20 protein-coding genes and 2 pseudogenes are annotated in these 21,630 nt (G+C 68.7%); 10 read left to right on the top strand and 12 right to left on the bottom strand.

Annotation, left to right across the window (positions count from 1 at the left end; all coding sequences use genetic code 11):
- Window positions 1–4 precede the first annotated feature (4 nt).
- Complete coding sequence (locus ACLLJJ_RS00720) at window positions 5–1,270, bottom strand: IS256 family transposase (protein ID WP_434600256.1); 1,266 nt, start codon at window positions 1,268–1,270, stop codon at window positions 5–7.
- A gap of 981 nt (window positions 1,271–2,251) precedes the next feature.
- Between ACLLJJ_RS00720 and ACLLJJ_RS00715 the strand changes: the two genes are divergently transcribed.
- A complete protein-coding gene (locus tag ACLLJJ_RS00715) occupies window positions 2,252–2,824 on the top strand; it encodes a dihydrofolate reductase family protein (RefSeq protein WP_283521085.1) in 573 nt (190 codons plus the stop codon).
- Between the two features lie 294 nt (window positions 2,825–3,118).
- Window positions 3,119–3,940 (top strand): IS5 family transposase, encoded by an 822-nt coding sequence (locus ACLLJJ_RS00710; protein WP_434587304.1) that lies wholly within the window; start codon window positions 3,119–3,121, stop codon window positions 3,938–3,940.
- On the opposite strand, the gene ACLLJJ_RS00705 is transcribed toward ACLLJJ_RS00710, so the two are convergent.
- Together ACLLJJ_RS00705 and ACLLJJ_RS00700 are read right to left on the bottom strand one after the other, a co-directional pair.
- Complete coding sequence (locus ACLLJJ_RS00705; protein WP_434587302.1) at window positions 3,867–4,418, bottom strand: hypothetical protein; 552 nt, start codon at window positions 4,416–4,418, stop codon at window positions 3,867–3,869. The genes ACLLJJ_RS00710 and ACLLJJ_RS00705 overlap by 74 nt on opposite strands.
- A gap of 116 nt (window positions 4,419–4,534) precedes the next feature.
- Window positions 4,535–4,930 (bottom strand): DUF6355 family natural product biosynthesis protein, encoded by a 396-nt coding sequence (locus ACLLJJ_RS00700; protein WP_434587300.1) that lies wholly within the window; start codon window positions 4,928–4,930, stop codon window positions 4,535–4,537.
- Between the two features lie 478 nt (window positions 4,931–5,408).
- Between ACLLJJ_RS00700 and ACLLJJ_RS00695 the strand changes: the two are divergent.
- Window positions 5,409–6,256: pseudogene (locus ACLLJJ_RS00695) on the top strand (MFS transporter).
- An 82-nt stretch (window positions 6,257–6,338) separates the two neighbouring features.
- Here the strand turns inward: ACLLJJ_RS00695 and ACLLJJ_RS00690 are convergent.
- Entirely contained in the window at window positions 6,339–6,833 is a 495-nt protein-coding gene (locus tag ACLLJJ_RS00690; RefSeq protein WP_434587298.1) for a DUF488 family protein, N3 subclade, read from the bottom strand.
- A 61-nt stretch (window positions 6,834–6,894) separates the two neighbouring features.
- The gene (locus ACLLJJ_RS00685) at window positions 6,895–7,290 is read right to left on the bottom strand and encodes a RidA family protein (protein ID WP_434600255.1); all 396 of its coding nucleotides are present in this window, start codon (window positions 7,288–7,290) and stop codon (window positions 6,895–6,897) included.
- 136 nt (window positions 7,291–7,426) lie between these two features.
- On the opposite strand from ACLLJJ_RS00685, the gene ACLLJJ_RS00680 reads away from it, so the two are divergent.
- The gene (locus tag ACLLJJ_RS00680) at window positions 7,427–8,398 is read left to right on the top strand and encodes a helix-turn-helix transcriptional regulator (protein ID WP_434587296.1); all 972 of its coding nucleotides are present in this window, start codon (window positions 7,427–7,429) and stop codon (window positions 8,396–8,398) included.
- On the opposite strand, the gene ACLLJJ_RS00675 is transcribed toward ACLLJJ_RS00680, so the two are convergent.
- The 4 genes from ACLLJJ_RS00675 to ACLLJJ_RS00660 all read right to left on the bottom strand — a co-directional run bounded on the left by ACLLJJ_RS00675 (window position 8,380) and on the right by ACLLJJ_RS00660 (window position 11,292).
- Window positions 8,380–9,087 carry a class I SAM-dependent methyltransferase gene (locus ACLLJJ_RS00675; protein ID WP_434587294.1) on the bottom strand — a complete coding sequence of 236 codons (708 nt, stop codon included), beginning with the start codon at window positions 9,085–9,087 and terminating at the stop codon, window positions 8,380–8,382. The two genes, ACLLJJ_RS00680 and ACLLJJ_RS00675, sit on opposite strands and share 19 nt — an antisense overlap.
- A 200-nt stretch (window positions 9,088–9,287) precedes the next feature.
- Entirely contained in the window at window positions 9,288–10,160 is an 873-nt protein-coding gene (locus ACLLJJ_RS00670) for a haloalkane dehalogenase (RefSeq protein ID WP_434587292.1), read from the bottom strand.
- Window positions 10,161–10,198: 38 nt separating this feature from the next.
- Window positions 10,199–10,603 (bottom strand): pyridoxamine 5'-phosphate oxidase family protein, encoded by a 405-nt coding sequence (locus ACLLJJ_RS00665; protein ID WP_434587290.1) that lies wholly within the window; start codon window positions 10,601–10,603, stop codon window positions 10,199–10,201.
- Window positions 10,600–11,292, bottom strand: a complete 693-nt coding sequence (locus ACLLJJ_RS00660; protein ID WP_434587288.1) for an NAD(P)-dependent oxidoreductase — start codon at window positions 11,290–11,292, stop codon at window positions 10,600–10,602. Before ACLLJJ_RS00660 ends, ACLLJJ_RS00665 begins: the two co-directional genes overlap by 4 nt.
- Before the next feature lie 76 nt (window positions 11,293–11,368).
- Here ACLLJJ_RS00660 and ACLLJJ_RS00655 point away from each other — a divergent pair, with 76 nt between their 5' ends.
- The 3 genes and pseudogenes from ACLLJJ_RS00655 to ACLLJJ_RS00645 all read left to right on the top strand — a co-directional run.
- Window positions 11,369–12,025: a TetR/AcrR family transcriptional regulator gene (locus tag ACLLJJ_RS00655; RefSeq protein ID WP_434587286.1), complete on the top strand. Its 657-nt coding sequence runs from the start codon at window positions 11,369–11,371 to the stop codon at window positions 12,023–12,025.
- A 224-nt stretch (window positions 12,026–12,249) separates the two neighbouring features.
- The gene (locus ACLLJJ_RS00650) at window positions 12,250–13,875 is read left to right on the top strand and encodes a class I adenylate-forming enzyme family protein (RefSeq protein ID WP_434587284.1); all 1,626 of its coding nucleotides are present in this window, start codon (window positions 12,250–12,252) and stop codon (window positions 13,873–13,875) included.
- A gap of 651 nt (window positions 13,876–14,526) precedes the next feature.
- Window positions 14,527–14,937: pseudogene (locus tag ACLLJJ_RS00645) on the top strand (LLM class flavin-dependent oxidoreductase); the annotation flags it as partial.
- Between the two features lie 164 nt (window positions 14,938–15,101).
- Here ACLLJJ_RS00645 and ACLLJJ_RS00640 read toward each other — a convergent pair.
- A complete protein-coding gene (locus tag ACLLJJ_RS00640) occupies window positions 15,102–15,941 on the bottom strand; it encodes a transposase family protein (RefSeq protein ID WP_434587282.1) in 840 nt (279 codons plus the stop codon).
- A 52-nt stretch (window positions 15,942–15,993) separates the two neighbouring features.
- Window positions 15,994–16,440 carry a hypothetical protein gene (locus ACLLJJ_RS00635; RefSeq protein WP_434600254.1) on the bottom strand — a complete coding sequence of 149 codons (447 nt, stop codon included), beginning with the start codon at window positions 16,438–16,440 and terminating at the stop codon, window positions 15,994–15,996.
- 211 nt (window positions 16,441–16,651) lie between these two features.
- Here ACLLJJ_RS00635 and ACLLJJ_RS00630 point away from each other — a divergent pair, with 211 nt between their 5' ends.
- A complete protein-coding gene (locus ACLLJJ_RS00630; RefSeq protein ID WP_434587280.1) occupies window positions 16,652–17,374 on the top strand; it encodes an LLM class flavin-dependent oxidoreductase in 723 nt (240 codons plus the stop codon).
- On the top strand, window positions 17,371–19,065 hold the full coding sequence (locus tag ACLLJJ_RS00625; RefSeq protein WP_434587278.1) for an alpha-amylase family protein: 1,695 nt from the start codon (window positions 17,371–17,373) through the stop codon (window positions 19,063–19,065). The genes ACLLJJ_RS00630 and ACLLJJ_RS00625 overlap by 4 nt, the downstream gene beginning before the upstream one ends.
- A gap of 733 nt (window positions 19,066–19,798) precedes the next feature.
- Here the strand turns inward: ACLLJJ_RS00625 and ACLLJJ_RS00620 are convergent.
- Window positions 19,799–20,383, bottom strand: coding sequence for a TetR/AcrR family transcriptional regulator (locus ACLLJJ_RS00620; RefSeq protein WP_434587275.1), 585 nt, complete (start codon window positions 20,381–20,383; stop codon window positions 19,799–19,801).
- A gap of 127 nt (window positions 20,384–20,510) precedes the next feature.
- On the opposite strand from ACLLJJ_RS00620, the gene ACLLJJ_RS00615 reads away from it, so the two are divergent.
- Window positions 20,511–21,377, top strand: coding sequence for a class I SAM-dependent methyltransferase (locus ACLLJJ_RS00615; protein ID WP_434587273.1), 867 nt, complete (start codon window positions 20,511–20,513; stop codon window positions 21,375–21,377).
- The last annotated feature ends 253 nt before the right edge of the window (window positions 21,378–21,630 follow it).

Here is a 21,630-nt window from a genome sequence, read left to right as displayed (position 1 = left end):
ATTTCTATCGGCGTCCGGCGGTGAGCCGGCCGTCGAAGGTGATGTCGAAGGCGTTGAGTGCGGCCTTCCAGCGCATGGTCCAGCGTTTGCGGCCGGTGCCCTTGGGGTCCAGGCTCATCACCGCGAGGTAGACGCACTTGAGCGCGGCCTGCTCAGTAGGGAAGTGCCCGCGGGCCCTCACGGCCTTGCGGATGCGGGCGTTGACGGACTCGATCGCGTTGGTGGTGCACACGATCTTCCGGATCTCCACGTCGAACTGGAGGAAGGGGACGAACTCCGCCCAGGCGTTTTCCCACAGCCGCACGATCGCCGGGTACTTCTCGCCCAAGGTCTCGCTGAACTCTACGAACTGTTCCAGGGCGGCGTCCTCGGTCGGCGCGGTGTAGACCGGCTTGAGCGCTTTCGCGATCTTGTCCCAGTCCTGGCGCCCGGCGTAACGGAAGCTGTTCCGCAGCAGGTGCACGACGCACGTTTGGACGATCGTCGCAGGCCAGACGGCATTGACGGCGTCGGGCAGACCCGTCAGGCCGTCGCAGACCAGCATCAGCACATCACGGGCTCCGCGGTTCTTGATCTCGGTGAGGACCTGGAGCCAGTACTTCGCCCCCTCACCACCGTCCCCGACCCACAGGCCCAGGATGTCCCGGTGCCCCTCCGCCGTCACGGCCAAGGCCATATAGACAGGCCGGTTGGCGACCTGTCCGTCCCTGATTTTCACGTTCACGCAGTCGATGAAGACGACCGGGTAGACGCTGTCCAAGGGGCGGTTCTGCCATTCGGCCATGCCGGCCATCACACTGTCGGTGATCGTAGAGATGGTGCTCTTGGACACCTCCGTGCCGTAGACCTCGGCCAGGTGCGCGGAGATCTCACCATGGGTGAGGCCCTTCGCGGACAGCGACAGAATCATCTCGTCGACCCCGCCCAGGCGCCGCTGGCGCTTCTTGACCAGCTGCGGCTCGAACGTGGCCGCCCGGTCTCGCGGCACCGTGATCTCGACTGGCCCGACCTCGGTGGCCACCGTCTTGCTCCGGTGCCCGTTGCGGTAATTCTCCCGCCCGCCCGCGGCCCGTTCGCCAGGCTCGTGTCCGAGGTGGTCGGTCAGCTCGCCTTCCAGTGCCGACTCCAGGATCTTGCGCGTCAGCTCCGCCAGCAGGCCACCCTCACCCGTCAGCTTCACCCCGTCGGCCTCGGCCCGGGCCACCAGCTCGGCGACCAGGCCGTCATCCACGGCTTCCACGGCGGCCTCCCCGGCCTCGATGTCACTCATCACGTCAGTCATCAACTGTCGCTTCCAGCTCGGGAGTTACACCAATCACCGTACAGACCCGCGCTGGAGGGTGTCCGACACTGGACGCCACTGAAAGTCGCATTGGCACGCTGACCCGTGAGGTCAACTACCCACCCTGTGCAGGGCCGTTCGTCGGATCTTTGGAACGGAGGCGCGGGGGAGGGGATGGCCATGACATGCCCTTGTCGGCGCGGCCTGAGCTGCCCTGAGCATCCGCTCGAATGGGCCGCCCAGGCCTCAGCGGCGAAGCGGGTGTGCGGTGTGGTCCACGGGCCATGCCGTTCCGGGCACGTCCCGCCAGACCGTGCCCGGAGCGGAAATCCCACTGCGTCCCGTTGGGCACGGTGCGGTCATCCGTTGGCTCTGGGGGAGTAGCGGCCGGATCAACTCCCCGTCAGCATGAGGCAGTTCATGGCGGCTATCACCCCGCCATGATCCACCACCTACGATCTTTCGAAGACCTGACCCAGGTCAAATGCAACGCCAAGCCGCATGCGCCTCAGGAGCCGTTGTCGTACCGAGCATCGGGGCTGCGGATCGAACAGGGTTGCTGATCGGATGATCTTGAAGTGGTCGCCGCATCAGGGGAAGGCCTCCTGAGCAACTCGGGGTTACGACACCATCCGAGCGCCGGGAGGCCCTGTTGTAATGCCAGGTGAGCTGAGAACGTGGGCCGGTCCCGATAACTCTGCATTTGGACCGAGGCCAACCGCATCTCGTCGCCGCGCCACCGGTCGAGACTGGTTGTGCACCTGGCGGGTCCCGTGGTCGGACACCTGCCTGACTCCCCGGGGGGATCCCGGTGGCCGAGGTCGCCGGGAGGAACCGGCGAGGGCCGATGAGTTTCTCCGTGATCCGCAGTCATAGATCATGATTGGTGCACCGCAGCCACGAGCGTGGTCAGAGCGTGCACCGGCCGAACCTGCTGAGAACCAGACACGAGATACTGAGGAACCTTAGATGCGTACCCTGATCAGTACCGCTTTCATCTCCCTCGACGGCGTCGTGGAGGGCCCGGGCGGTGAGCCCGGTTACCGAAACTCTGGATGGACCTTCAAGGACGTCGAGTTCCTTCCCGAGGCATTCGACATCAAGGGCCGGGAGCAGAAGGAAGCCACCGCGATATTGATGGGCCGGACCAGCTACGAGGCGTTCAGCCCGGTGTGGCCCGACATGGAGGACTTCGCCGACTACAAAGTGATGCCGAAGTACGTCGTCTCCACCACCCTCACCAAGGATGACCTGGTGTCGAACTGGGGTGAGACCGCGATCCTGCGCTCGCTCGACGAGGTCGCCGCATTGAAGGAGACCGAGGGCGGCCCGATCATCGTCCACGGCAGCGCCTCCCTGAACCAGGCTCTTTCGGACGCCGGCCTGATCGACCGTTACCACCTGCTCGTCTTTCCGCTCCTGCTCGGCGCGGGCAAGCGGCTGTTCAGCGCCACGGACAAGGACACCCAGAAGCTGAAGCTGGTCGAGCACGAGGTCTATGCCAACGGTCTGCAGAAGAACGTCTTCGATGTCGTCCGCTGACAGCACAGCGTGCCCGTGCCCGACTCCGGCCGCGGTCGGGCACAGGGAGGCCGGTTCTGATCGAACAGGGTGCCTGACCGGGTGATCTTGGCTGGGAGGACGCATGAAGGCAGGGTCTCCGGTGCAGCACGAGGGTTGTTGAAGCCAGCTCGTGAGACCGGAGGCCTGCTGATGCTGTTCTACGTGGTTTCGCCCTCGGGGTTCAACTCGATCCGCCCGGTGTGTGATTGTCTCGCTCACCGGTTCGGGAACGCGGCCGACCGTCCGGGGCGGGTGCGGCGGTATCCCTCGGACATGACGGACGCGCAGTGGGCGGTGATGCGTGACGCGCTGCCGGTGCCGGCGTGGATGGAGGGCCGGGGCGGACAGCCGGAGGGTTACTGTCACCGGCAGATGCTGGATGCGGTCTTCTACGTCACCGACAACGGCATCAAGTGGCGCTCGATGCCCGTCGACTTCCCTGCCTGGGACCGGGTGTACGCGTTCTTCCGCAGGTGGCGGCAGTCGGGTCTGGCCGGGGAACTCCATGACCGGTTGCGCGGCACGGTCCGCGAGGCCGAGGGGCGTGAGCGTGAGCCGACTGCGGCCATCATCGACTCGCAGTCGGTCAAGGCGGCCGCCTCGGTGCCCGCGGTCTCACGCGGCTATGACGGCGGAAAGAAGATCAACGGCAGGCGCCGGCACATCATCACCGACAGCCTCGGCATGGTGCTGATGGTGCTGGTGACCGCCGCGAATATCACCGACCGCCAGGCCGCCCGGGGCATGCTGCCCCGGCTGCGGACACGGTTCCGTAAGGTCACCTTGATGTGGGCCGATGGCGGCTACACCGGCCGCCTCGTCCCCTGGGCGCAGGAGAAACTCCAGCTCACCCTGCAGATCGTCAAGCGAAGCGACGACATGACCGGCTTCGTGGTGTTGCCGAGACGGTGGGTGGTGGAGCGCACGTTGGGATGGCTGATGCGCTCGCGCCGCCTGGTGCGGGACTTCGAGACGCTGCCCACCAGCAGCGAGGCGTTCATCTACTTCTCGCAGGCCATGCTCATGAGCCGCCGCCTCGCCCGCCCGGCTGGCCGGACAGACCCAGAACAGGCGCGGTGGGCTGCCGCGGCGTGAACCGCCCGGTTGGTGACGCCAGCAGCCACTCCCGCTCAACCAGCCGTTTCGCCCGCGACCGCACCCCCTCGATCTTCGCTGGCACCAGCGGCAGCTCCAGCCGGGCCGCCAGTTCCTTCGCCGACACCCCCTCATCACCGCCAGCTCCGGACTCCACCAGCTCAATGATCCGCCGATAGTCCGGCGCGAGCGCCTCCAGCGTCACTCCCTGGCGCCACCGCGGCACGATCGACCCCGCGAGGGGGACCTTCTGCACCTCCACCTGGACCTCCCGGGGACCGGGAACGACAGCATCCGCCTCCTCGGCCGGAGCGGCCAGGGCCTCGGCGAGCTCCACCCGCGCGATCACCCGACGCTCCAACACCGCCTCAGCCTCGCCGAGTTCATCCGTGACCCGCTCCACCTCCGCACGAAGCTCCTCCGCCCGCACCCGGGCAGCCGTCTCCCGCTCCTCCAACAACCCCATCACCGATGTCACCGGTCATCTCCGCATCGCCGAGAACGAAATGATCACCCGAACCCTCCCGCAACGACACGAGAACCATGCCTGAGCAGCGGAAACTCAACGATCACATCCGGAAAGACAACAGCTTCTCAGTGAGGCGTGTGTGCGCTGTGCTTTCCGATCGGACACCCGGCACCGCCGATGTAGTAGGCGTTGAGGTAGTTCGGACCTGCACCTGGCAGCTGAGTGTTGTTGGGGCCGACGCACAGATGATAGTCGTTCGTGCTGCCATGCCCTCGGACGTCGACATGGACCAGCACCGTCGTCGGACCACAGTGGTTGTACGCGGCGAACTGAGACTCTCGGACGCGGTACCGGTAGAAGCCGCACTGGGCCGCGGAACTCGCGCCGGCCTGTCGCACTTCCGGACCACGGGCGGATTCGGCGAAGGCCGGACCCGGGGACGTCACCATCGCAGTCGCGATGAGCGCGCTCGACGCTACCGCGCGCGCGACTCGACGGTAATGGGAGAGGGAGAGCTTCATGAACACTCCTTGCGGCGAGCCATCACGGTGGACGACCAGCTGATTGCCTCTGCTTGGCGCCACGACACTCACCGCGCGCTCACTGACGCGAAGATCCTAACTCGACGTGTATGGAATGTGGCGTTATGTCACCGAAATGAGTGGTGGGGCGATACGAAACGTCCTGGGCCGAAGTGCTGCGGCGTCATCGAACGACGAGCACTAACCCCTAGTCGTTGTGGGGCATGACGTTGGTTTCACCAGCTGGTGCCTTTGAAACCCACGTGCTTCGGCGGACATGGTTCAGGTAACGTGCGGGCCATGTCGAGCCCCGAGTCGGACAAGTTGGGGGCTTTCGGTCACGCCGTCAGCCCCCTGAACCACTGAGTTCGTAGCCCCGCCGTCCCGCAGTGTTCTGCGGGGACGAGTGTGCCCATGGGTGCTGACCGCGGTGACGAGACGCCTTTTGCCGCGCTTCTCCTCATCCCGGAGTCACTCGATGCCTCTTCCGCTGTACCTTCTCGCCCTGGCGGTCTTCGCCATGGGCACTTCCGAATTCATGCTCGCCGGCCTCGTACCGGACATCGCCTCCGACCTTCACGTGAGCGTCGGAACGGCGGGCACGCTCACCTCGGCCTTCGCGACAGGCATGGTTCTCGGCGCCCCGCTCATGGCTGCGCTCGCGCGCGACTGGCCGAGGCGCCCTCGCGGTCTGTGCGGGAAGACACTGCCGACGGGCCGTCCCTGCGGTCGGAGCTCACACAGCTGAGGAGAGCACCACTGCTCCTGGTGATGCTGCTCGGCGCCCTGGTGAACGCGGCGACCTTCGCGAGCTTCACCTTCCTCGCCCCCGTCGTGACCGTCGCCGCCGGGCTGGACAAGCTGTGGATCCCGGTCGTCCTGGTGCTCTTCGGAACCGGATCCCTCGTCGGCGTCACCCTCGCCGGACGCCTGTCCGACCAGCGCCCAGGTCTGGTCGTCGCAGCGTGCGGTCCGGCGCTGCTCATCGGCTGGCCACTCCTGGCTCTGCTGGCCGACAAGCCGGTTGCTCTGCTCGTCCTGGTGTTCGTGCAGGGTGCGCTGTCGTTCGCGCTGGGCAGCACACTGATCGCGCGGGTTCTCTACGAGGCGGCCGGAGCTCCCACCATGGCCGGCTCCTACGCGACGGCGGCGCTCAACGTCGGCGCCACCGTCGGACCACTCATAGCCGCTACGACGCTCGGCACCTCATCCGGTGATCTCGGGCCGCTGTGGGCAAGCGGATGCCTCGTCCTGATCGCCCTGTTCGTCGCGGTCCCCTCGCGTGGTCTCATCACAACTGGCCCGAGCAGTGAGGTAATCCGGTGACGCATGCGAACGGTCCGTGAGCCGGCGTCTCCCGCACCCGAAGGCCGCCCGCACGGAGGCGGACCGGTATCCAACTTGTCCATCACCGCGGACGCAGGTGCTCGATCGTGACGCGATGTCGCTCGGCCAATCGCTGGGCGATCAACGAGCGGTGGCAGGCCTCCGGGTCGCGCTCTACGCAGAACAGCGCTGCGACCCCACCACTCGACAGCGCCGATACAACCGGCGTGAGGTCGGCGCTGTCGAGGATCTCGGCGGTGTAACGGCGGGTGTACTCGGTAGCGAGTTCGCGGCGCGAGCGCTTGCCGACCCCTTGGCGATCATCCTCGGCGTACTGGAGCCGGCGTAGCCCGGTGGTTGGGGCGAGTTCGAGATGGTGCTGGTAGGCGATCCGGGCATCCGCGAGCGCCGCCTGCAGCCGGAGTGAGTTCGCCCAGGCGTACTCGGGTCCACGGACACCGCGGCGCTGACGTACATCGAGCAGCAGGCGGACGTTAGCGTGCCGCAGTTGTTGCAGAAAGGACTCGGCGTCGAAGCCGTAGACGCCGATTGTCACTATTCTGAGCACCGGGATCACCCATCTGTCTGCTACTCGTGCCGGTTGCCCCGGCACGAGTAGCGCAAGAGTCGCGGTCGAACTACTCGACGGCGGTCCCCTCGACCTCGACCATCTGGCCGGGGATCGCCAGCCGCGTCACCCCGAGCATGGTGGTGGTCGGCGCCACCCTGGCGGCGCCGAGCCGCGCCGCCAGCACGCCGTAGTGCTGGAAAAGCAGATCGACGTCGGTCGTGTAGACGTTGAGCCGGACGAGGTTCGCGAGAGACATGCCGGCCTCGCCGAGCACGGCTTCCAGGTTGTCGATGCTCAGGGTCAACTGCGCCGGCATGTCACCGTCATGCTGGGGTTTGCCGTCGCCGTTCATCGCAGTCTGCCCCGAGATGTACAGGGTCCGGGCGTGCCCGGAGACGAGTTCCCCCTGGTTGAACCCCATCTCCACCGACCACGCAACCGGGTTGACCGCTGTTCGTTCCATTGCCACGTCAGCTCCACTTGTTTCATTGGGGGTACGTACGGCCATCGGCTCGGGAGCCGCGGGCTTCGACGTTGTGTTGACAAGCCTCGCAATAAATCACGACACCCTTGGTCATGTATTTTGATAAAGTTCCCGGATGCGCGCTGATCGGTTGGTCTCGCTGGTGCTGCTGCTGCGTCAGCGCGGTCGGCTGACCGCGGACACACTGGCCTGCGAGCTGGAGGTATCCACCCGCACCGTGCTGCGCGACATCGAGGCGCTGTCCACGGCCGGCGTGCCGGTCTACGCCGAACGCGGCCGGCACGGCGGGTTCGCGTTGGCGCCCGGTTTCCGGACCGAGCTCACCGGACTGAACCACGACGAGGCCCTTGCCTTGCTGACCGCCGGATCAGGGCGCGGTGAGCAGACATTCGGCCTCGGCTCGGCGCTCGCTTCGGCCATGCGGAAGGTGGTCGACGCGCTGCCCGACAGCCATCGGGCCACCGCGAGTGACGCGGCCCAGCGATTTCTCGTCGAGCCGGAGACGGACCTGCTCTCACGTCGGCTGGTCACTGAGGAGGTGCCCGAAACGATAATGATCGAGCTGCGGCGCGCGGTGCTCGCCGGGCACAAGCTGCGTATCCACTACGCGGCCACAGGCCAGACACCGCAGTGGCGCACGGTGGACCCGATCGGCCTGGTCACCGCGCGCGACCGGGGCTACTTGCTGGCCACGAGGTCCGGCGAGGACCGCACCTACCGGCTGTCGCGGATGCTGGACGCCGAAGAACTCCCCGAACCGGCAGAGCGACCGAACCGGGTCGACCTGGAACGGGTCTGGAGGGAACGCTGCGCGCAGTTCCTGTCCCACGGCCATATCACCGTGCTGGTGCGCGTGAATCCGGCGCGGCGCGACGACCTGCTGAATACCGCGGTGGCCGTCCGCGCCGGAAAACCCGACGCGGACGGCTGGCTGCGGCTGGAGGTGACCTACCAGGATTCATGGCACGCCGAATGGGCGCTGTGGCAGTTCAGCACGGACGCGGAAGCCCTGGCCCCACAGTCGTTGCGCACCTCTTTGCGCAACCGCGCCGCCGCGATCGCCGCCCGCTATGGAGACTCGTCCTGAGGCTGGCGCCCGCCATATGTGTTCGTCCCGTCAGCCCCTGTTTGGGCTTTGCGGGCGAGCAGTTGAATCTCCTGGAACTGCCGCCGGTCGGTGGGCTGAGGCTCGCGAACCATCCGGGCGACCTCGGCCAACCCGGAGGTGCGCAGCAGCGCGGCGAGGTGATCAGGCCACCACCGGTAGGCCGGGGCGACTGTGTGATCGAAGGCCTGCGTCGGGTGAGAAGGGTCCTCGCTTGCCGAAAAGCAGATCAAGAGGTGGCCGCCAGGTGCGAGCACGCGATGGAACTCCGCCAGGATGACGGGGAGTTCCTGCGGCGGAGTGTGGATGATGGACCAACGTGAGAGTGCGCCGCCCAGCACGCCGTCAGCGATGTTCAACGTGGCCATCGAACCCACGTCGAACCGAAGGCCCGGATAGGCCTGTCGAGCCAACTCGACCATCGCAGGAGAGACATCAACACCAAAGGCCGCCAGCTCCAACTCGCCCAAATGGGCGGTGATATGACCAGGACCGCACCCCAGGTCCGCGACCGGACCACCCCCATCCGCGCTGACGGCCTCGGCGAAGACCCGCAAGATCGCGCGGTCCAGGGGACTGTCGCGCAGCGTGTCGCGGAACAGCTGCGCATAGGCGGGGGCGGCAGCGTCGTAAGCCTCGCTGGTGGCGCTGAGGGCATCGTGTTCGACCATGCTCGCGACAGTAGTCCCTGGCTCTGAGACGAGCCGCGAGAATCACGACCTTTCCGGCGGCCCGCGCTGTCGCCAGTTCGTCCTAACTCCACCACCTGGTACGCGAAGCGGTGGAGCCCCGCATTGACCGTGGGCGGCTCACCGGCATACGTCGAAGGGCTGCGTCGGCGGGGTGATTGGCCCCGCCGTGCGGAGGATGCCTACTGGCGCGTCAGTTTGTGGCGGTCGGCCCAGGTGCTGATCGCCGCGGCCAGCTCCTCGGGCCGGTCCTCCGGGGAGTGGTGGCCGGCGACGCCGTGGCGGGAGACCTCCAGGCCCGCGATGTGTTCCTCGCACCAGGCCACGGTTCCTTGGTCGGTCATCGCGCCGGGGCCCGGCTCGAACGCGGCGAGCAGCTTGGGGACTTCGGGGCTGGCAGCCAGCCAGGCGTCGTACTGCTCGATGCGGGCCACGACGTCGGCCGGCTCGGCGTCCAGCGGCATCATGCGCGTCCAGGCCAGTATCGGGCGGCGGCTGTGCGGGGTGGGGAAGGGCCGCCGGTAGACCTCGAGATCGGCAGGGTCGAGCGAGGTGGCGAGCGTGTCCGGAAGCCCGTCGATGAACAGTGACTTCTCCAGGATCATCTCCTCGCCCACCCCGGAAGTGCGCAGGAGGGTGAACAACTCCCGTCCTGCTGCGGGGAATTCATCACCGACGAGAGGTTTGATGATGGTCTCGGTGAAAGCGAGGCCGCGGACGCGGTGCGGGAAACGGGCGGCGCGGTCGAAGGCGAGAGCCCCACCCCAGTCGTGGCCGATGAGGACGGCCTCGGCAAGATCGAGGGCGTCGAACCAGGCATCGAGGTAGCGGGCGTGGTCGTCGAAGGAGTAGGCGAGGTCGGGCTTGCCGGAGTCGCCCATGCCGATGAGATCGGGGGCCAGAAGGCGGCGGCCTGGCGCTGCCACACCCGGCAGGACGTTCCGCCACAAGTGGGAAGAGGTGGGGTTGCCGTGGAGGAAGACGAACGGCAGCCCGTCGGGTTCGCCGGACTCGCGGTAGTGAAGGGTGGAGCCGAGGACGGGAATGGTGGGCATGGTGGAGTCGCATCGCTTTCAGTACGGCTGATCGGAGATCAGAGGTTGAGGCTCAGGAGGCGGTCGACGGCGATCTCGATGACGACCAGGCCCGGCAGGGCGGGCGGGGCCGCGCGGTAGCGGGCGGTGTAGCGACGAATCGCCTCGGCCAGGCGCTCGGGGTCGTCGGTGACGGTGGCCCGGCCTTCGAGAGTGACCCAGCGAAAGCCGTCCGCCTGGCAGAGCGCGACACGGGCCCCTGGGCCGCCCGCCACCACGTGCCGGGCTTCGCGTGCCTTGGCCAGGGTGGTCACCCGGGCCAAGCCGGTGGCCGTGTCGAGAGTGAAGCGAACGGGGGTGATGTGCGGGGTGCCGTCGCGGCGGAGGGTGGTGAGGGCGGCCGTGTCGGGGCGAGCGAGGAACGCCTTTGTGGTGGACGGGAGTTCGGTGGTCGCCCGGCTCACTTCTTCTTCACGCCCTCGTTCCAGATCAGCTTGGCGACGTTCGGTTTCACGGCCGTGGTGATGACGCCCATGGCCGTGCGGACGTACCGCCGCCCCTCCAGCTCGCGCAGCATGCTCGCGGCGAGGTCCACGCGGGCGGTGAAGACGCCGTCGGCGCTGGTCTCGGCGGTGTGGTAATCCGTAACGGCGGAGTGCTCGAAGAGGCCCGATGGCCGGACGAGCGTCCAGTCGAGATCCGTCTCCTGGATCACGGCCTCCATGCGGCGCATGTCCTCGTGGAGGGTGCGGCCGAGGCGTCGGTTCACCAGAGGGTCGAGCAAGTGGTTGAAGAAGTGCGCGCCGGTGGGCCGCCAGTTCGGGTCGGCGACGCTGGAGCTGACGGCGAGCAGTCTCTTGATGCCGTGGCGGGCCATGGCCCCGATGATGGCCGTGGCGCTCCACGAATACGTGGTGATGGCCGCCTTGGCGAAGCGCGCGCCCAGCGCGGAGAGGACAGCGTCCGTCCCGCCGAGTGCGGCAGTGACGGCCGCCGGGTCGGTGGCGTCGGCGAAAGCCACGGTGAGGCCGGGCCGCGAGGCAAGGGAGCCGGGACGGCGGGTCACGGCGACAACCTCGTGGCCGGCTGCGAGGGCCTGGTCGGTGAGGTGGCGGCCGGTCGGCCCGTTGGCGCCGAAGACTGCGATACGCATGATGTCGGGGCGTCCCTTCGAGTGGTGTGCGGAACGCCCTTGACTGTGCCGATCGTGCACCGCAGGCTCAACGCTGATGAATAACGCCGCCCCTGCCCCCGCCCGCCCCCGAGGCCGCCCGCGAGGCAACCCGCCGACCCGCGAGTCGATCGTCTCGGCGGCCCGTACGTTGTTCCTGGAGCGCGGCTACCGGCGTACCACTCTGCGCGCGGTGGCCGGGGCAGCCGGGGTGGACCCGGCGCTCATCGCGTACCACTTCGGCTCCAAGAAGGGCCTGTTCGCCGACGTGATGCAGTTCCAGTGCGCGAATGCGCTGGCGGTGGACGAAGTCCTCGGCGGCGACCCGGCCATGCTCCCCGACCGCCTGATCACCGCGGTGACAGACCTGTGGGAAGACGCCGACTTCCTGCAGCTCACAACCCAGGGCGCCGAGGCCACCGAGGTGATCCGCGAGTACCTGGAACGCGAGTTGCTGGCCCGGCTTGTTGAATTTCTCGGCGGTCGGGACGCGACCGCCCGAGCCACGGCCGTGGTCACGATCCTCGGCGGCCTCATCTACACCCGCTACCTCAACCCCCTCCCCACCCCCGCCGCCCTCACCCCGTCCGAGACCCGCCACACCCTCACCCCGGCGCTGCGCGCGGCACTGGCCCCGAGGCCGCGCACCGCAGTGGCCGCCAGGGTGGGCCGTCATGGCTCGCTGGTCTCCGGTGGAGGCGCCGTCGGGCCTTGACCACCTCAACGGCCTCCGGTGCGGCTACGGCCCCTGCGGGTAGCGGCGCAAGGAGGGGGGTCGGCTTACCGGTCCAGTTCGCGAAGTACGTCCACCAGTCGTGCTCCTCGGCCGCCTCGAAAACCCAGCCGCCCATCAGGCCGGGGCATGGTACTCCGCCGGCTGATGGCCGAAGTCGCCCCCTGTGAGTCCGCGGCTCCTGAGCGGCATGTTTGCATGGGTCCATGATCGTTAACGCACAGCAGGCATCCGAGTCGCGGACGTACGTGGACCACATCCTGGAGCACTGGCACGAGGACGAGGACGCCGAGGCGCTCGTCCAGGGCGCCCAGCGGCTGACCCGGGGGGAGGCCAGGCGGCGGCTGTTCAGGTTGGGGCACGCGCTGCGCGGGCAAGGGCTCGCGCCCGGCGACGGCGTGGGGCTGTTCCTGGCCAACCGTGTGGACTCCGTCCTGGTGCAGCTCGCGGTCCATCTCATCGGCTGCCGTGTCGTGTTCCTGCCGCCGGAGCCGGGGCCCGGCGAGCTCGCAGCGCTGGTCGAACAGTCCCGGGCGCGCGTCGTGGTCACCGACCCGCTCTTCGCCCAGCGGGCCGCTGACGCGGCCGGCCGCAGCGTCCACGCCCCCGTGCTGCTCAGCCTTGGGCCCTGTGAGCAGCGGTGCGCGGACCTGCTGGCCCTGGAAACCGAATGCCCGGCGGTGCGCCCCGACGGCGTGCCCGCCCCGGGAGCGGACGAAGCCGTCACCGTCCTCTACACCGGCGGCACCCTCGGCCGTCCCAAGCTCGCCGCGCACAGCCGCCGACTCTACGACGCGCTGGTGGACCTGGTGAAGGACGCCCCGCAGGGCTCGCGTCCCTCGGTCTTCTCGACCAGGAGCCCGGGCACGGACAGGGTGCTCGCCTCCACGCTGCTCACTCACGGCAGCGGCCACCTCACCTCGGTCCAGGCCCTGGTGACGGGGTCCGTCCTCGTCGTGCTGCCCGAGTTCGAAGCGAGCGCGGCTATGGCGGTGCTGCGCGAGGAGCGGATCACCGCCACCATGTTCGTACCGCCGATGCTGTACGCGCTTCTCGACCACCCGGAGTGCGTGCCGGGCGCCCTCCCCGCGCTGCGGCGGATCGTCGTCGGCGGCGCGGCCTCGTCGCCCAGCCGACTGCAGCAGGCGGTCGAGGTCTTCGGGCCGGTGCTCAGCCAGGGCTACGGGCAGTCGGAGGCGCTCGGCATCGCCGCGTTCGGTGCGGAGGACCTCGCCTCGGAGGGGGCCCGGCGGCCCGAACTCTGGCGCAGCTGCGGTCGCGCGATATCCGACACCGAGATCGAGATCCGTGGCGAAGACAGCGCGGAGGCGCTGCCCGTCAGGCGGGTCGGCGAGGTGTGTGTTCGGGGCGAGACGGTGATGCTCGGCTACTACGAGGACCGGGAGCGTACCGCGGAGGCGCTGCACGACGGCTGGCTGCGCACCGGGGACATGGGCTATCTCGACGCCGAGGGTTACCTCTATCTCGTGGACCGGGCCAAGGACATCATCGTCACCGGCAGCACCAGCGACAACGTCTACTCCAGGGTCCTGGAGGATTTCCTGCTCACACTGCCCGGTGTGCGCAACGCGGCGGCACTGGGCGTGCCGGACAAGGAGTACGGGGAGGCCGTGCAGATCTTCCTGGCCACGGCCGAGGGCGCCGACATCGACCCGGACGCGGTCGGCGCTGCGGTGACCGCCGAGTTGGGAGAGCTGTACACGCCCCGGAAGACGGTGCTGCTGAGCCGGTTGCCGACGACCAAGGTCGGCAAGGTGGACAAGAAGGCGCTGCGCGCCGCGTGGACGAGCGCGGCTCCGGACGCGCCGTAGGAGCCGCTGTCGCCGAAGGCGCGGATCCCCGCTGGCAGGAGATGTCGGCGGTCCCCGCGCCATCGAGTCGGACCGTGAATCCGTCCGGCGGCGCGGCTTCGGCGGCGCCGAACACTCACGTCTCGCGTCGGAGGGGCTCAGAACTGACCGGTACGGGGACCGGCCGATCCGTCATTCGTGAGGTGGGCTCCGCCGAGCAGAGTTCGTGAGCCGTTCGGGGAGAGCTTCGACGAGGCCGCGGAGATCATCCGGGCGTTCGATGACGAAGGGCCGGTCCAGCGAGGCGAGTACAGCAGGCAACCAGTCGAGCCGCTCCACCCGCAGTTTGACGCGGGACCAGCTCCCGGTCCCAGGCCCCGGGGCGCCCCACACTGACGGCCGACGCACTCCCGCGCGGCAAGTCGCGGGATGGCTATGGCTGCGGGCACGGCGGAGGGTCGAACCATCGCGCCTGTTCCCCGGCGCTGGAGCGTCCGGCGGTGATGCCGGCCGCCCGGGCCCGGAGCCCGCCTGCCCCACGCCCTGGCGGCTGGGTTGCATAGGTCCACGCTGCGGCGGGCAATCGGCGCTTTCCAGGGCCGGAGACCTGGGGATCACCCGTAACCGACGGGGCGTCCATGGGTTAGCAGCGCGGAAGATGAGAGAGTTTTCATGGCGCAGCGGCACACGACGTCCTTACGGCTGGCGCCGAACTCGATTTGGGCAATGGCCCGTTGGTCCGCGCGCGCGGCCCCGGACGTCTCGTGCTCGTTCCGGGGGAGGCGCGGGTACACCCGGCGCCACGACTTGAGCCGGGCCGGCGGGACGTCGACCGATGATCCCTCCGGTATTGGGTACTCGGAGCCCATGACTGTCTATGGGTTCCACGCCTCCCACGAACAGGTGCCTCCCGCCGACCTGCTGGCAGCCGTCGTACGCGCTGAGCGCGCGGGGTTCACCGCCGCGATGTGCTCGGATCATTTCTCGCCCTGGAGTGTCCGGCAGGGTGAGTCCGGCTTCGCCTGGTCCTGGCTCGGCGCGGCGCTCCAGGCCACCGACCAAGTCCCGTTCGGAGTGGTCAACGCGCCGGGCCAGCGCTACCACCCGGCGATCGTCGCGCAGGCGATAGGCAGCATCGCCGCAATGAGAGGTGTGCAAGCTGAAGTTGCTGGTCATGGGGCTGGTGTGCGTGGGCATCGGGATGCTCGTGCTGGTCGGTGGCAGGTGACTTTGGTGAAGATCGTCGGTCATCGGGCGACTTCGCGGTTCGTGAGGACCAGCAAGGCCCGGACCAGGGCGGTCGCCCAGGCGGGGTCGGTGCGTACCTTGCTCAGGACGCGCCAGTTCTTGAGGTGGGCGAAGCCGTGCTCGACGGGTGCCCGGACGGCCGCCAGTGCCGTGTTGGACAGCTTCTGGCCTCGCGTCAGGGGCCGGTTCCGGGCGGCCTTGTAGCCGGTGATCACCGCTGGGCCGGCGTCGGGGCCGCCGTCGTCGAGGCCGACGAAACCCAGGTCGGCGATGGCTCCGAGCCCGGCTTCCCGCAGTTTCCCGGTGAGCTTGTCGTGCCGGCAGGCGGTGATCTCCGAGGTGCGCCCGGGGCGGGCCGCCGAGATCCACAGCAGTCGGCCCCGGTCGTCGGTGAGGGCGATCACGAGCAGGCCGTGGCATTTGTTCTTGCCGGAGTAGTTCTTCCGGTTTTCCTTCCCGGTTCTGCGCCGGGTACGGATCACCGATCCGTCCAGCAGTACGATGCCGCCGCCCATTCGGGTGATCTTCTTCAGGGCCCGGTCCAGGCGTGGGGCGCGGGCTGCGAGCAGGCCGATGACCTCCCTCACCCATCGGGTCACGGTGGTGCGGTGTACTCCGTTGCCGCCGGCCAGGTCGCCGGGCCGCTGGTCACAGCGCAGCACTGCCAGCACGATGGTGGCGATCTTCCCCGGAGGCAGGGCGCGCCACCTAGAGCCGATCTTCTTGAGGTGGCCGCGTATCAAGTCGGCGAGCCAGTTCAGGGTGGCGCTCGACAGCGGCAGGCGGGCGGTGTAGACAAGGCCGTCAGGGCCCTCGACGGGACTGTTGTTTTTCGTCACACAAACTCAACTGCCGTCGGGGGCCCGTCAGTTACGGGCATGCCCCGTGCGACTACGGACGTGCCGTGAACCGACCGTCGCCCCGCTTGTGCAGCCAGCCGCGGTCGGCGAGCTTGGTCATCTTCGCTCGCAGAGGTTCCAGCTTGCCGCGCACCGAGGCGTCCAGACCCAGCCGCTCGCCGACCGCCCTGACCTGCACCGGGCCGTCGGCCTCCCGCACGATGGCCAGGATCTTGCGGTAGTCGCCGGGCAGCGCGCCCGCGTCGGCCGCGTCGCTGCGGTGCGGGATGAGCAGGACTGCCCGCCCGGCCACCTTCGCCGATACCGGAGCGACAGCCCCGGCGTCGGCCCGGGCCTGCTCGGCCAGGCGGTTCAGCACCCGCTCCGCGATCGCCAGTTCATCCCGCTCGGCCTGGACCTCCTGGAGTTGCTTGGCCAACTCCTCGGCGAGGGCGTCCAGTTCGCTCCGGCGGGTGGTGATCCACTGCCGCTCCTGCATCCCCGCGCCCTCCCGCGTTCTCACGGTGTGCCGACCTGCTGACGGATCGTAGGCGGGGGCCGGTCGTGGGCGCAGCCGAACCCGGCATCCCGCCGGAGCCCGACCTGCCCGATGATCTACGCCATGGTCATCGGCCGCCGACCGGCACGAGTACCCAACTCGCCATTCACACCAGACCCGTGACCTGCGACTTCACGATGCACACCGCCCAATGTACCCGGGCCGCTTCTGGGCGGCGCTGGGAAGCGGTGAGGCGTCCAACGAGCACATCACCGGCGACCGTTGGCCGCGTAAGGAAGTCCGGAACGCGCGGCTGCGCGAGTGCGTCGACATCATCCGGGCGATGCTGCGAGGCGAGGAGGTGAGCCACGACGGGCTGGTGACCGTGGACCGGGCCCGGCTGTGGACCCGCCCACAGACGGTGCCGCCGCTCGTGGGGGCCGCGTGCAGCGAGGCGACCGCTCGGTGGTGTGCGGAGTGGGCGGACGGCCTGATCACGGTCAACGCGCCGCGCGAGACGCTGCGCCGGATCGTGGACGCCTACCGTTCGGCGGGCGGCGCCGGCCGGCTGCACCTCCAGATGCACCTCAGCTGGGCCCCCGACCTGGGGACCGCCCAGGAAATCGCCCACGATCAGTGGCGCACCAATGTGCACGGGCCGCCGGCGAGCTGGGACCTGGACTCGGCCGAGCTGTTCGACAATGTCAGCGAGCACGTGTCGCCGGACAGGGTCGCGGAGTCCGTCAACATCTCCGACGATCTCGGCCGGCACGCGGCCTGGCTCCAGGAGTGTGCCGACCTCGGCTTCGACGCCATCATGCTGCACCATGTCGGCAAGGAACAGAGCGCTTTTATCGACGCGTTCGGCGCCGAGGTGCTGCCGCAGCTGGACGTCACCCGCCCTCCGGCGGCCGTCGCGGAGGGTGTCCGATGAGGCTGACCCGTACCTCCGACCTGTGGTGGAAGAACGCGGTCGTCTACTGCCTCGACGTGGAGACGTACCAGGACTCCGACGGCGACGGTACCGGCGACTTCGCGGGCCTGACGCAGCGGATCGACCACCTGGTGCGCCTCGGTGTCACCTGCGTATGGCTGATGCCGTTCTATCCGACGCGGGAGCGCGACGACGGCTACGACATCACCGACTTCTACGCCGTCGATCCCCGACTCGGCACGCTGGGCGACTTCACCGAGTTCGTGCGAACCGCCCGCGACCGGGGCATCCGGGTCATCGCCGACCTGGTCGTCAACCACACCTCCGACCACCACCCGTGGTTCCGGGACGCCCGCTCCAGCCGCACGTCAAAGCACCGCGACTGGTACGTCTGGTGCGACAGCCCGCCCAAGGACGACCCCATGGGTGTGGTCTTCCCGGACGTCGAGAAAAGCGTGTGGGAGTACGACGAAGCCACCGAGCAGTACTACCTGCACCGGTTCTACAAGCAGCAGCCCGACCTCAACGTCGCCAACCCGGCGGTCCGCGACGAGATCGCGCGCATCATGGGCTTCTGGACGCAGCTGGGGCTGTCGGGCTTCCGAGTCGACGCGGTGCCGTTCCTGCTGGAGACCGACGGCCAAAAGGACGCGGACCAGTTGCCCGACCCGCACGAATACCTCGCCGACCTGCGGGCCTTCCTCGGACGTCGCAGCGGTGACGCGGTGCTGCTGGGCGAGGTCAACCTGCCCTACCCGGACACCGCCAAATTTTTCGGCGACCCGGAGTCCTCCCGTGGTGACGAGCTGACCATGTGCTTCGACTTCATCGGCATGCAGCGGATGTACCTGTCGATGGCGCGGGGCGAGGCAGCCCCGCTGGCAGCCGCCCTGCGAGAGCGCCCCACTGCGCCTCGCGACGCGCAGTGGGCGACGTTCGTCCGCAACCACGACGAGCTGACGCTCGACAAGCTTGACGACGACGAGCGCGCCGAGGTGTTTGCCGCGTTCGGCCCCGACAAAAACATGCAGCTCTACGACCGAGGCCTGCGCCGCCGGCTACCGCCCATGGTCGACGGCGACCGGCGCCGCCTCGAGCTGGCGTACAGCCTGCTCTTCGCCCTGCCCGGAACACCGGTGCTGTTCTACGGTGAGGAGATCGGCATGGGCGACAACCTCGCCGCCGAGGGCCGGCAGGCCGTTCGCACCCCGATGCAGTGGACGCCCGACAAGCGCGGCGGCTTCACCGCGGCCCGGGGGGTGGATCTGCCCAACCCTGTGGTGACGGGCGCGTTCGGCCCGAAGAAGGTCAACGCGCACGACCAGGCGCACGACCCGGCTTCGCCGCTGGGTCGGATGCGGACGCTGATCGAGCGCTACCGGGAGACCCCCGAGCTGGCCTGGGGCGAATACCGGATCATTGACACGGATGACCCGGGCGTGCTGGCCCACCTCAGCTCACTCGAGGGTGGCGCGGTGCTCGTGCTGCACAACTTCTCCGACCGGTCCGTCACCGTTCCTGTCGAGGTCCCGGGGCTGAAAGGCGGCCGACTGCTCACCGATGTATTCACCGGTGACACCCTCAAGGCGGCGGCCGGCGGCCTCGTCGAGGTCGCGCTGGACCCTTACGGCTATCGGTGGCTCAGGGTCAACACCCCCGTGGACGACCCGGATCGCATCACGGCGGTGTGAGCTCCGCGCTGGGTGGCCGCGTCGTCGGTGCCGGGCGGGGGAGTCGACCAGGGTACGGGTGGGGGCGTCACCCGTCAGGTCGAGCGGCGCCACCGCTCCGGTCGCGGTCGCAGCGGTGGTCGTCGGATCGGTGCAGGTCATGACGATAGGCGGTCGGCCGACAACATGATGGGACTTCGCAGGGTGGGCGTCTCCCCGGGCATGGCCTCTGCCCGGGGCAGTGCCTGCTGCCACAGGCCCGATTTTTGATCTTTGGGCGTGCGCAGGCGTACACCGTGCGTTCATCTTGGATGGAATCGGCCGCGCGGACAGGGCCACCACCCCCCGCTCAAGACCGTAGGCCAATGGAGCAAGACCGCTATCCGACTCACAGCCCCCGGCGGTGAACTCGCCACCGGCTAGCAGGAACCGGACCGAGAGCTCATGCCCGCACACCACGATGTGCGACAGTGTGTCCGCACCGCCGGAACCGGTACCGACCAACCGCCGACGGCAGACCCGGCTGATCCGGCCGACCCTCGTACGAACCGCGCCCCGGCGCCGAGGCCTTCTTCTTGCAACTCGTGGCCCGTCATGAGGCGCAACGCCTGGTACGAAGTCGAGCGGCTGAAAAGCCGGTTGAAGAACTCCCCGGTTGTGGCCACGCGCTCCGGCGACGGTGCGTACGTCTCGCGGCACAGTGACCGTTGCTGCCGTACGTCTCCAGGTCGGCTCCTGACGCGTCGAAGAGACCCTAGCCCTCGGTCAACGCGGCCACCAGGCGCTTCATAGGGGGCCGTGGGTCGGGCGCGCCCGGCCAGCTTGTCATCAAAAGATGGTGGGCTGTGCCGACGATGGCGAGGGCCACGGTGGGCGGGTCAACGCTCTCCGCCACCCGGCCGAGCTTGTGTTCGTCCTCCAGATAGCCGGTGATGGCCTCCTGGATCGCGGTGAAGCCGGGCGCCCCGCCTTCCAGGGCCTGCCGGATGTGCAGGGCAGCCGCGGGGCGGGTCATGGCGAGACCCGATATGGCAGGGCCCCCGGAGTCGAACAGGGCGAGGGCGACGGCCTCGAGGTTTTGTGCCACTGTGCGCCGGCCGGCGAGCCCCGACAACGCCTGCGACTTCGCCGCCGTCCGCGCGAACCGGTCGAGACAGAGCTCGGCCACGAACTCGTCGAACCCCGTGAAGTGTGCGTGCAACAGCCCCTTGGCGCAGCCCGCTTCGGTGGTGACGGACCGGCTGGTGAGCGCGCCGGGCCCGCCCCTCTCCACGACGCGCTCGGCGGCCGCGAACAGCCGCTCGCGTACATCCGGCGTCGCCACTCCGCGCGGTGACATGGGCCGTTCTCCCGTTCGCTTCAAGGGACACAACTCCTCGGATGGTAGCCGGGATTGAAAGTGTGGGCACACGCCCATACTATTTGGGCACACGCCCATTCTTCGTCATCCATCGCAGGAGGCACCCGTGTCAGACGTCGCCAACACCGACCAGGCGCAGGCGTGGAACGGCCCCGAAGGCGCCCACTGGGCCCGCAATCAAGACCGCTGGAACGCCGTCAATGAGGGCTTCAACGAGCCGCTGCTCGACGCCGCCGGAATCATGGGGGGCCACTGTGTCCTCGACCTCGGCTGCGGCTCCGGGCAGACCACCCGCATGGCCGCGCTACGAGCACCCCAAGGGCGCGTGCTGGGCCTCGACCTTTCCGCCCCGATGCTGGCCGAGGCGAGGTCCTGTACGGCGCGGGAGGGCATCACCAACGCCTCTTTCACCCAGGGTGATGCACAGGTGCACCTTTTCGAGGCGGAGGCGTTCGACGTGGCGATCAGTCGCTACGGGGTGATGTTCTTCGCCGACCCCGTAGCGGCCTTCAACAACGTCGGCCGGGCGCTGCGACCCGGCGGGCGCCTGGCGTTCGTATGCCCGGCCGATGCCACGCTCAACGGCTGGGTGACGGCGGTGGAGTCACTGCGCGACTTTCTGCCGGTCGGCGACTTCGGGAGGCCAGGGCTGCCCGGCATGTTCTCCCTGGCCGCTCCGGACCGCATTCGTGACACCCTCGCCTCGGCCGGCTACACCGGCATCACCATCAATCAGGCGCAGGCCTACGGGGCATGGGGACGCGGAGCCGAGGACGCGGCGGAGTTCCTGCTGGAAACGGGCCCCGGTCGCCACCTGCTGGAGCAGGCCGACGCGACTGCGCGGGCCCGCGCGCACCGCACCCTGACGCACCACCTGAGCAACCACGTGGCAGCGAATGGCACGGTGCGGCTGTGCAGCACGTCGTGGCTGGTCACAGCGGACCGTCCGGCTGCCCCATCGGACGGGCTCTAGGGGCGCGTTGCCCACTGCGCGTCAGGCGGGCTGTTCGGTCAGGAGGGCGGGGGCGGCAAAGATGGTGCGGTGAGCATCGGCCAGTGCCTTGACCGGACCGGACCGGCTCGCACGGGTGCCAACACAGCCACACGGCCAGGCGCGGCAAGCGGGCTGGGCTCAGCCTCAGGCCTGGTCGGCCGGTTCCTGGCCGACGAGCCGGGGCCCGGGGGAGCAGGAGGGCGTCGACGGCTGAGCTGGTTGCGCCGGCTCA

It is taken from the genome of Streptomyces sp. A5-4, assembly GCF_051131715.1.
Classification (GTDB): Bacteria; Actinomycetota; Actinomycetes; order Streptomycetales; family Streptomycetaceae; genus Streptomyces.
The sequence above is the reverse complement of the archived record's forward strand: the minus strand, read 5'-3'. Positions and strand labels throughout refer to the sequence as shown.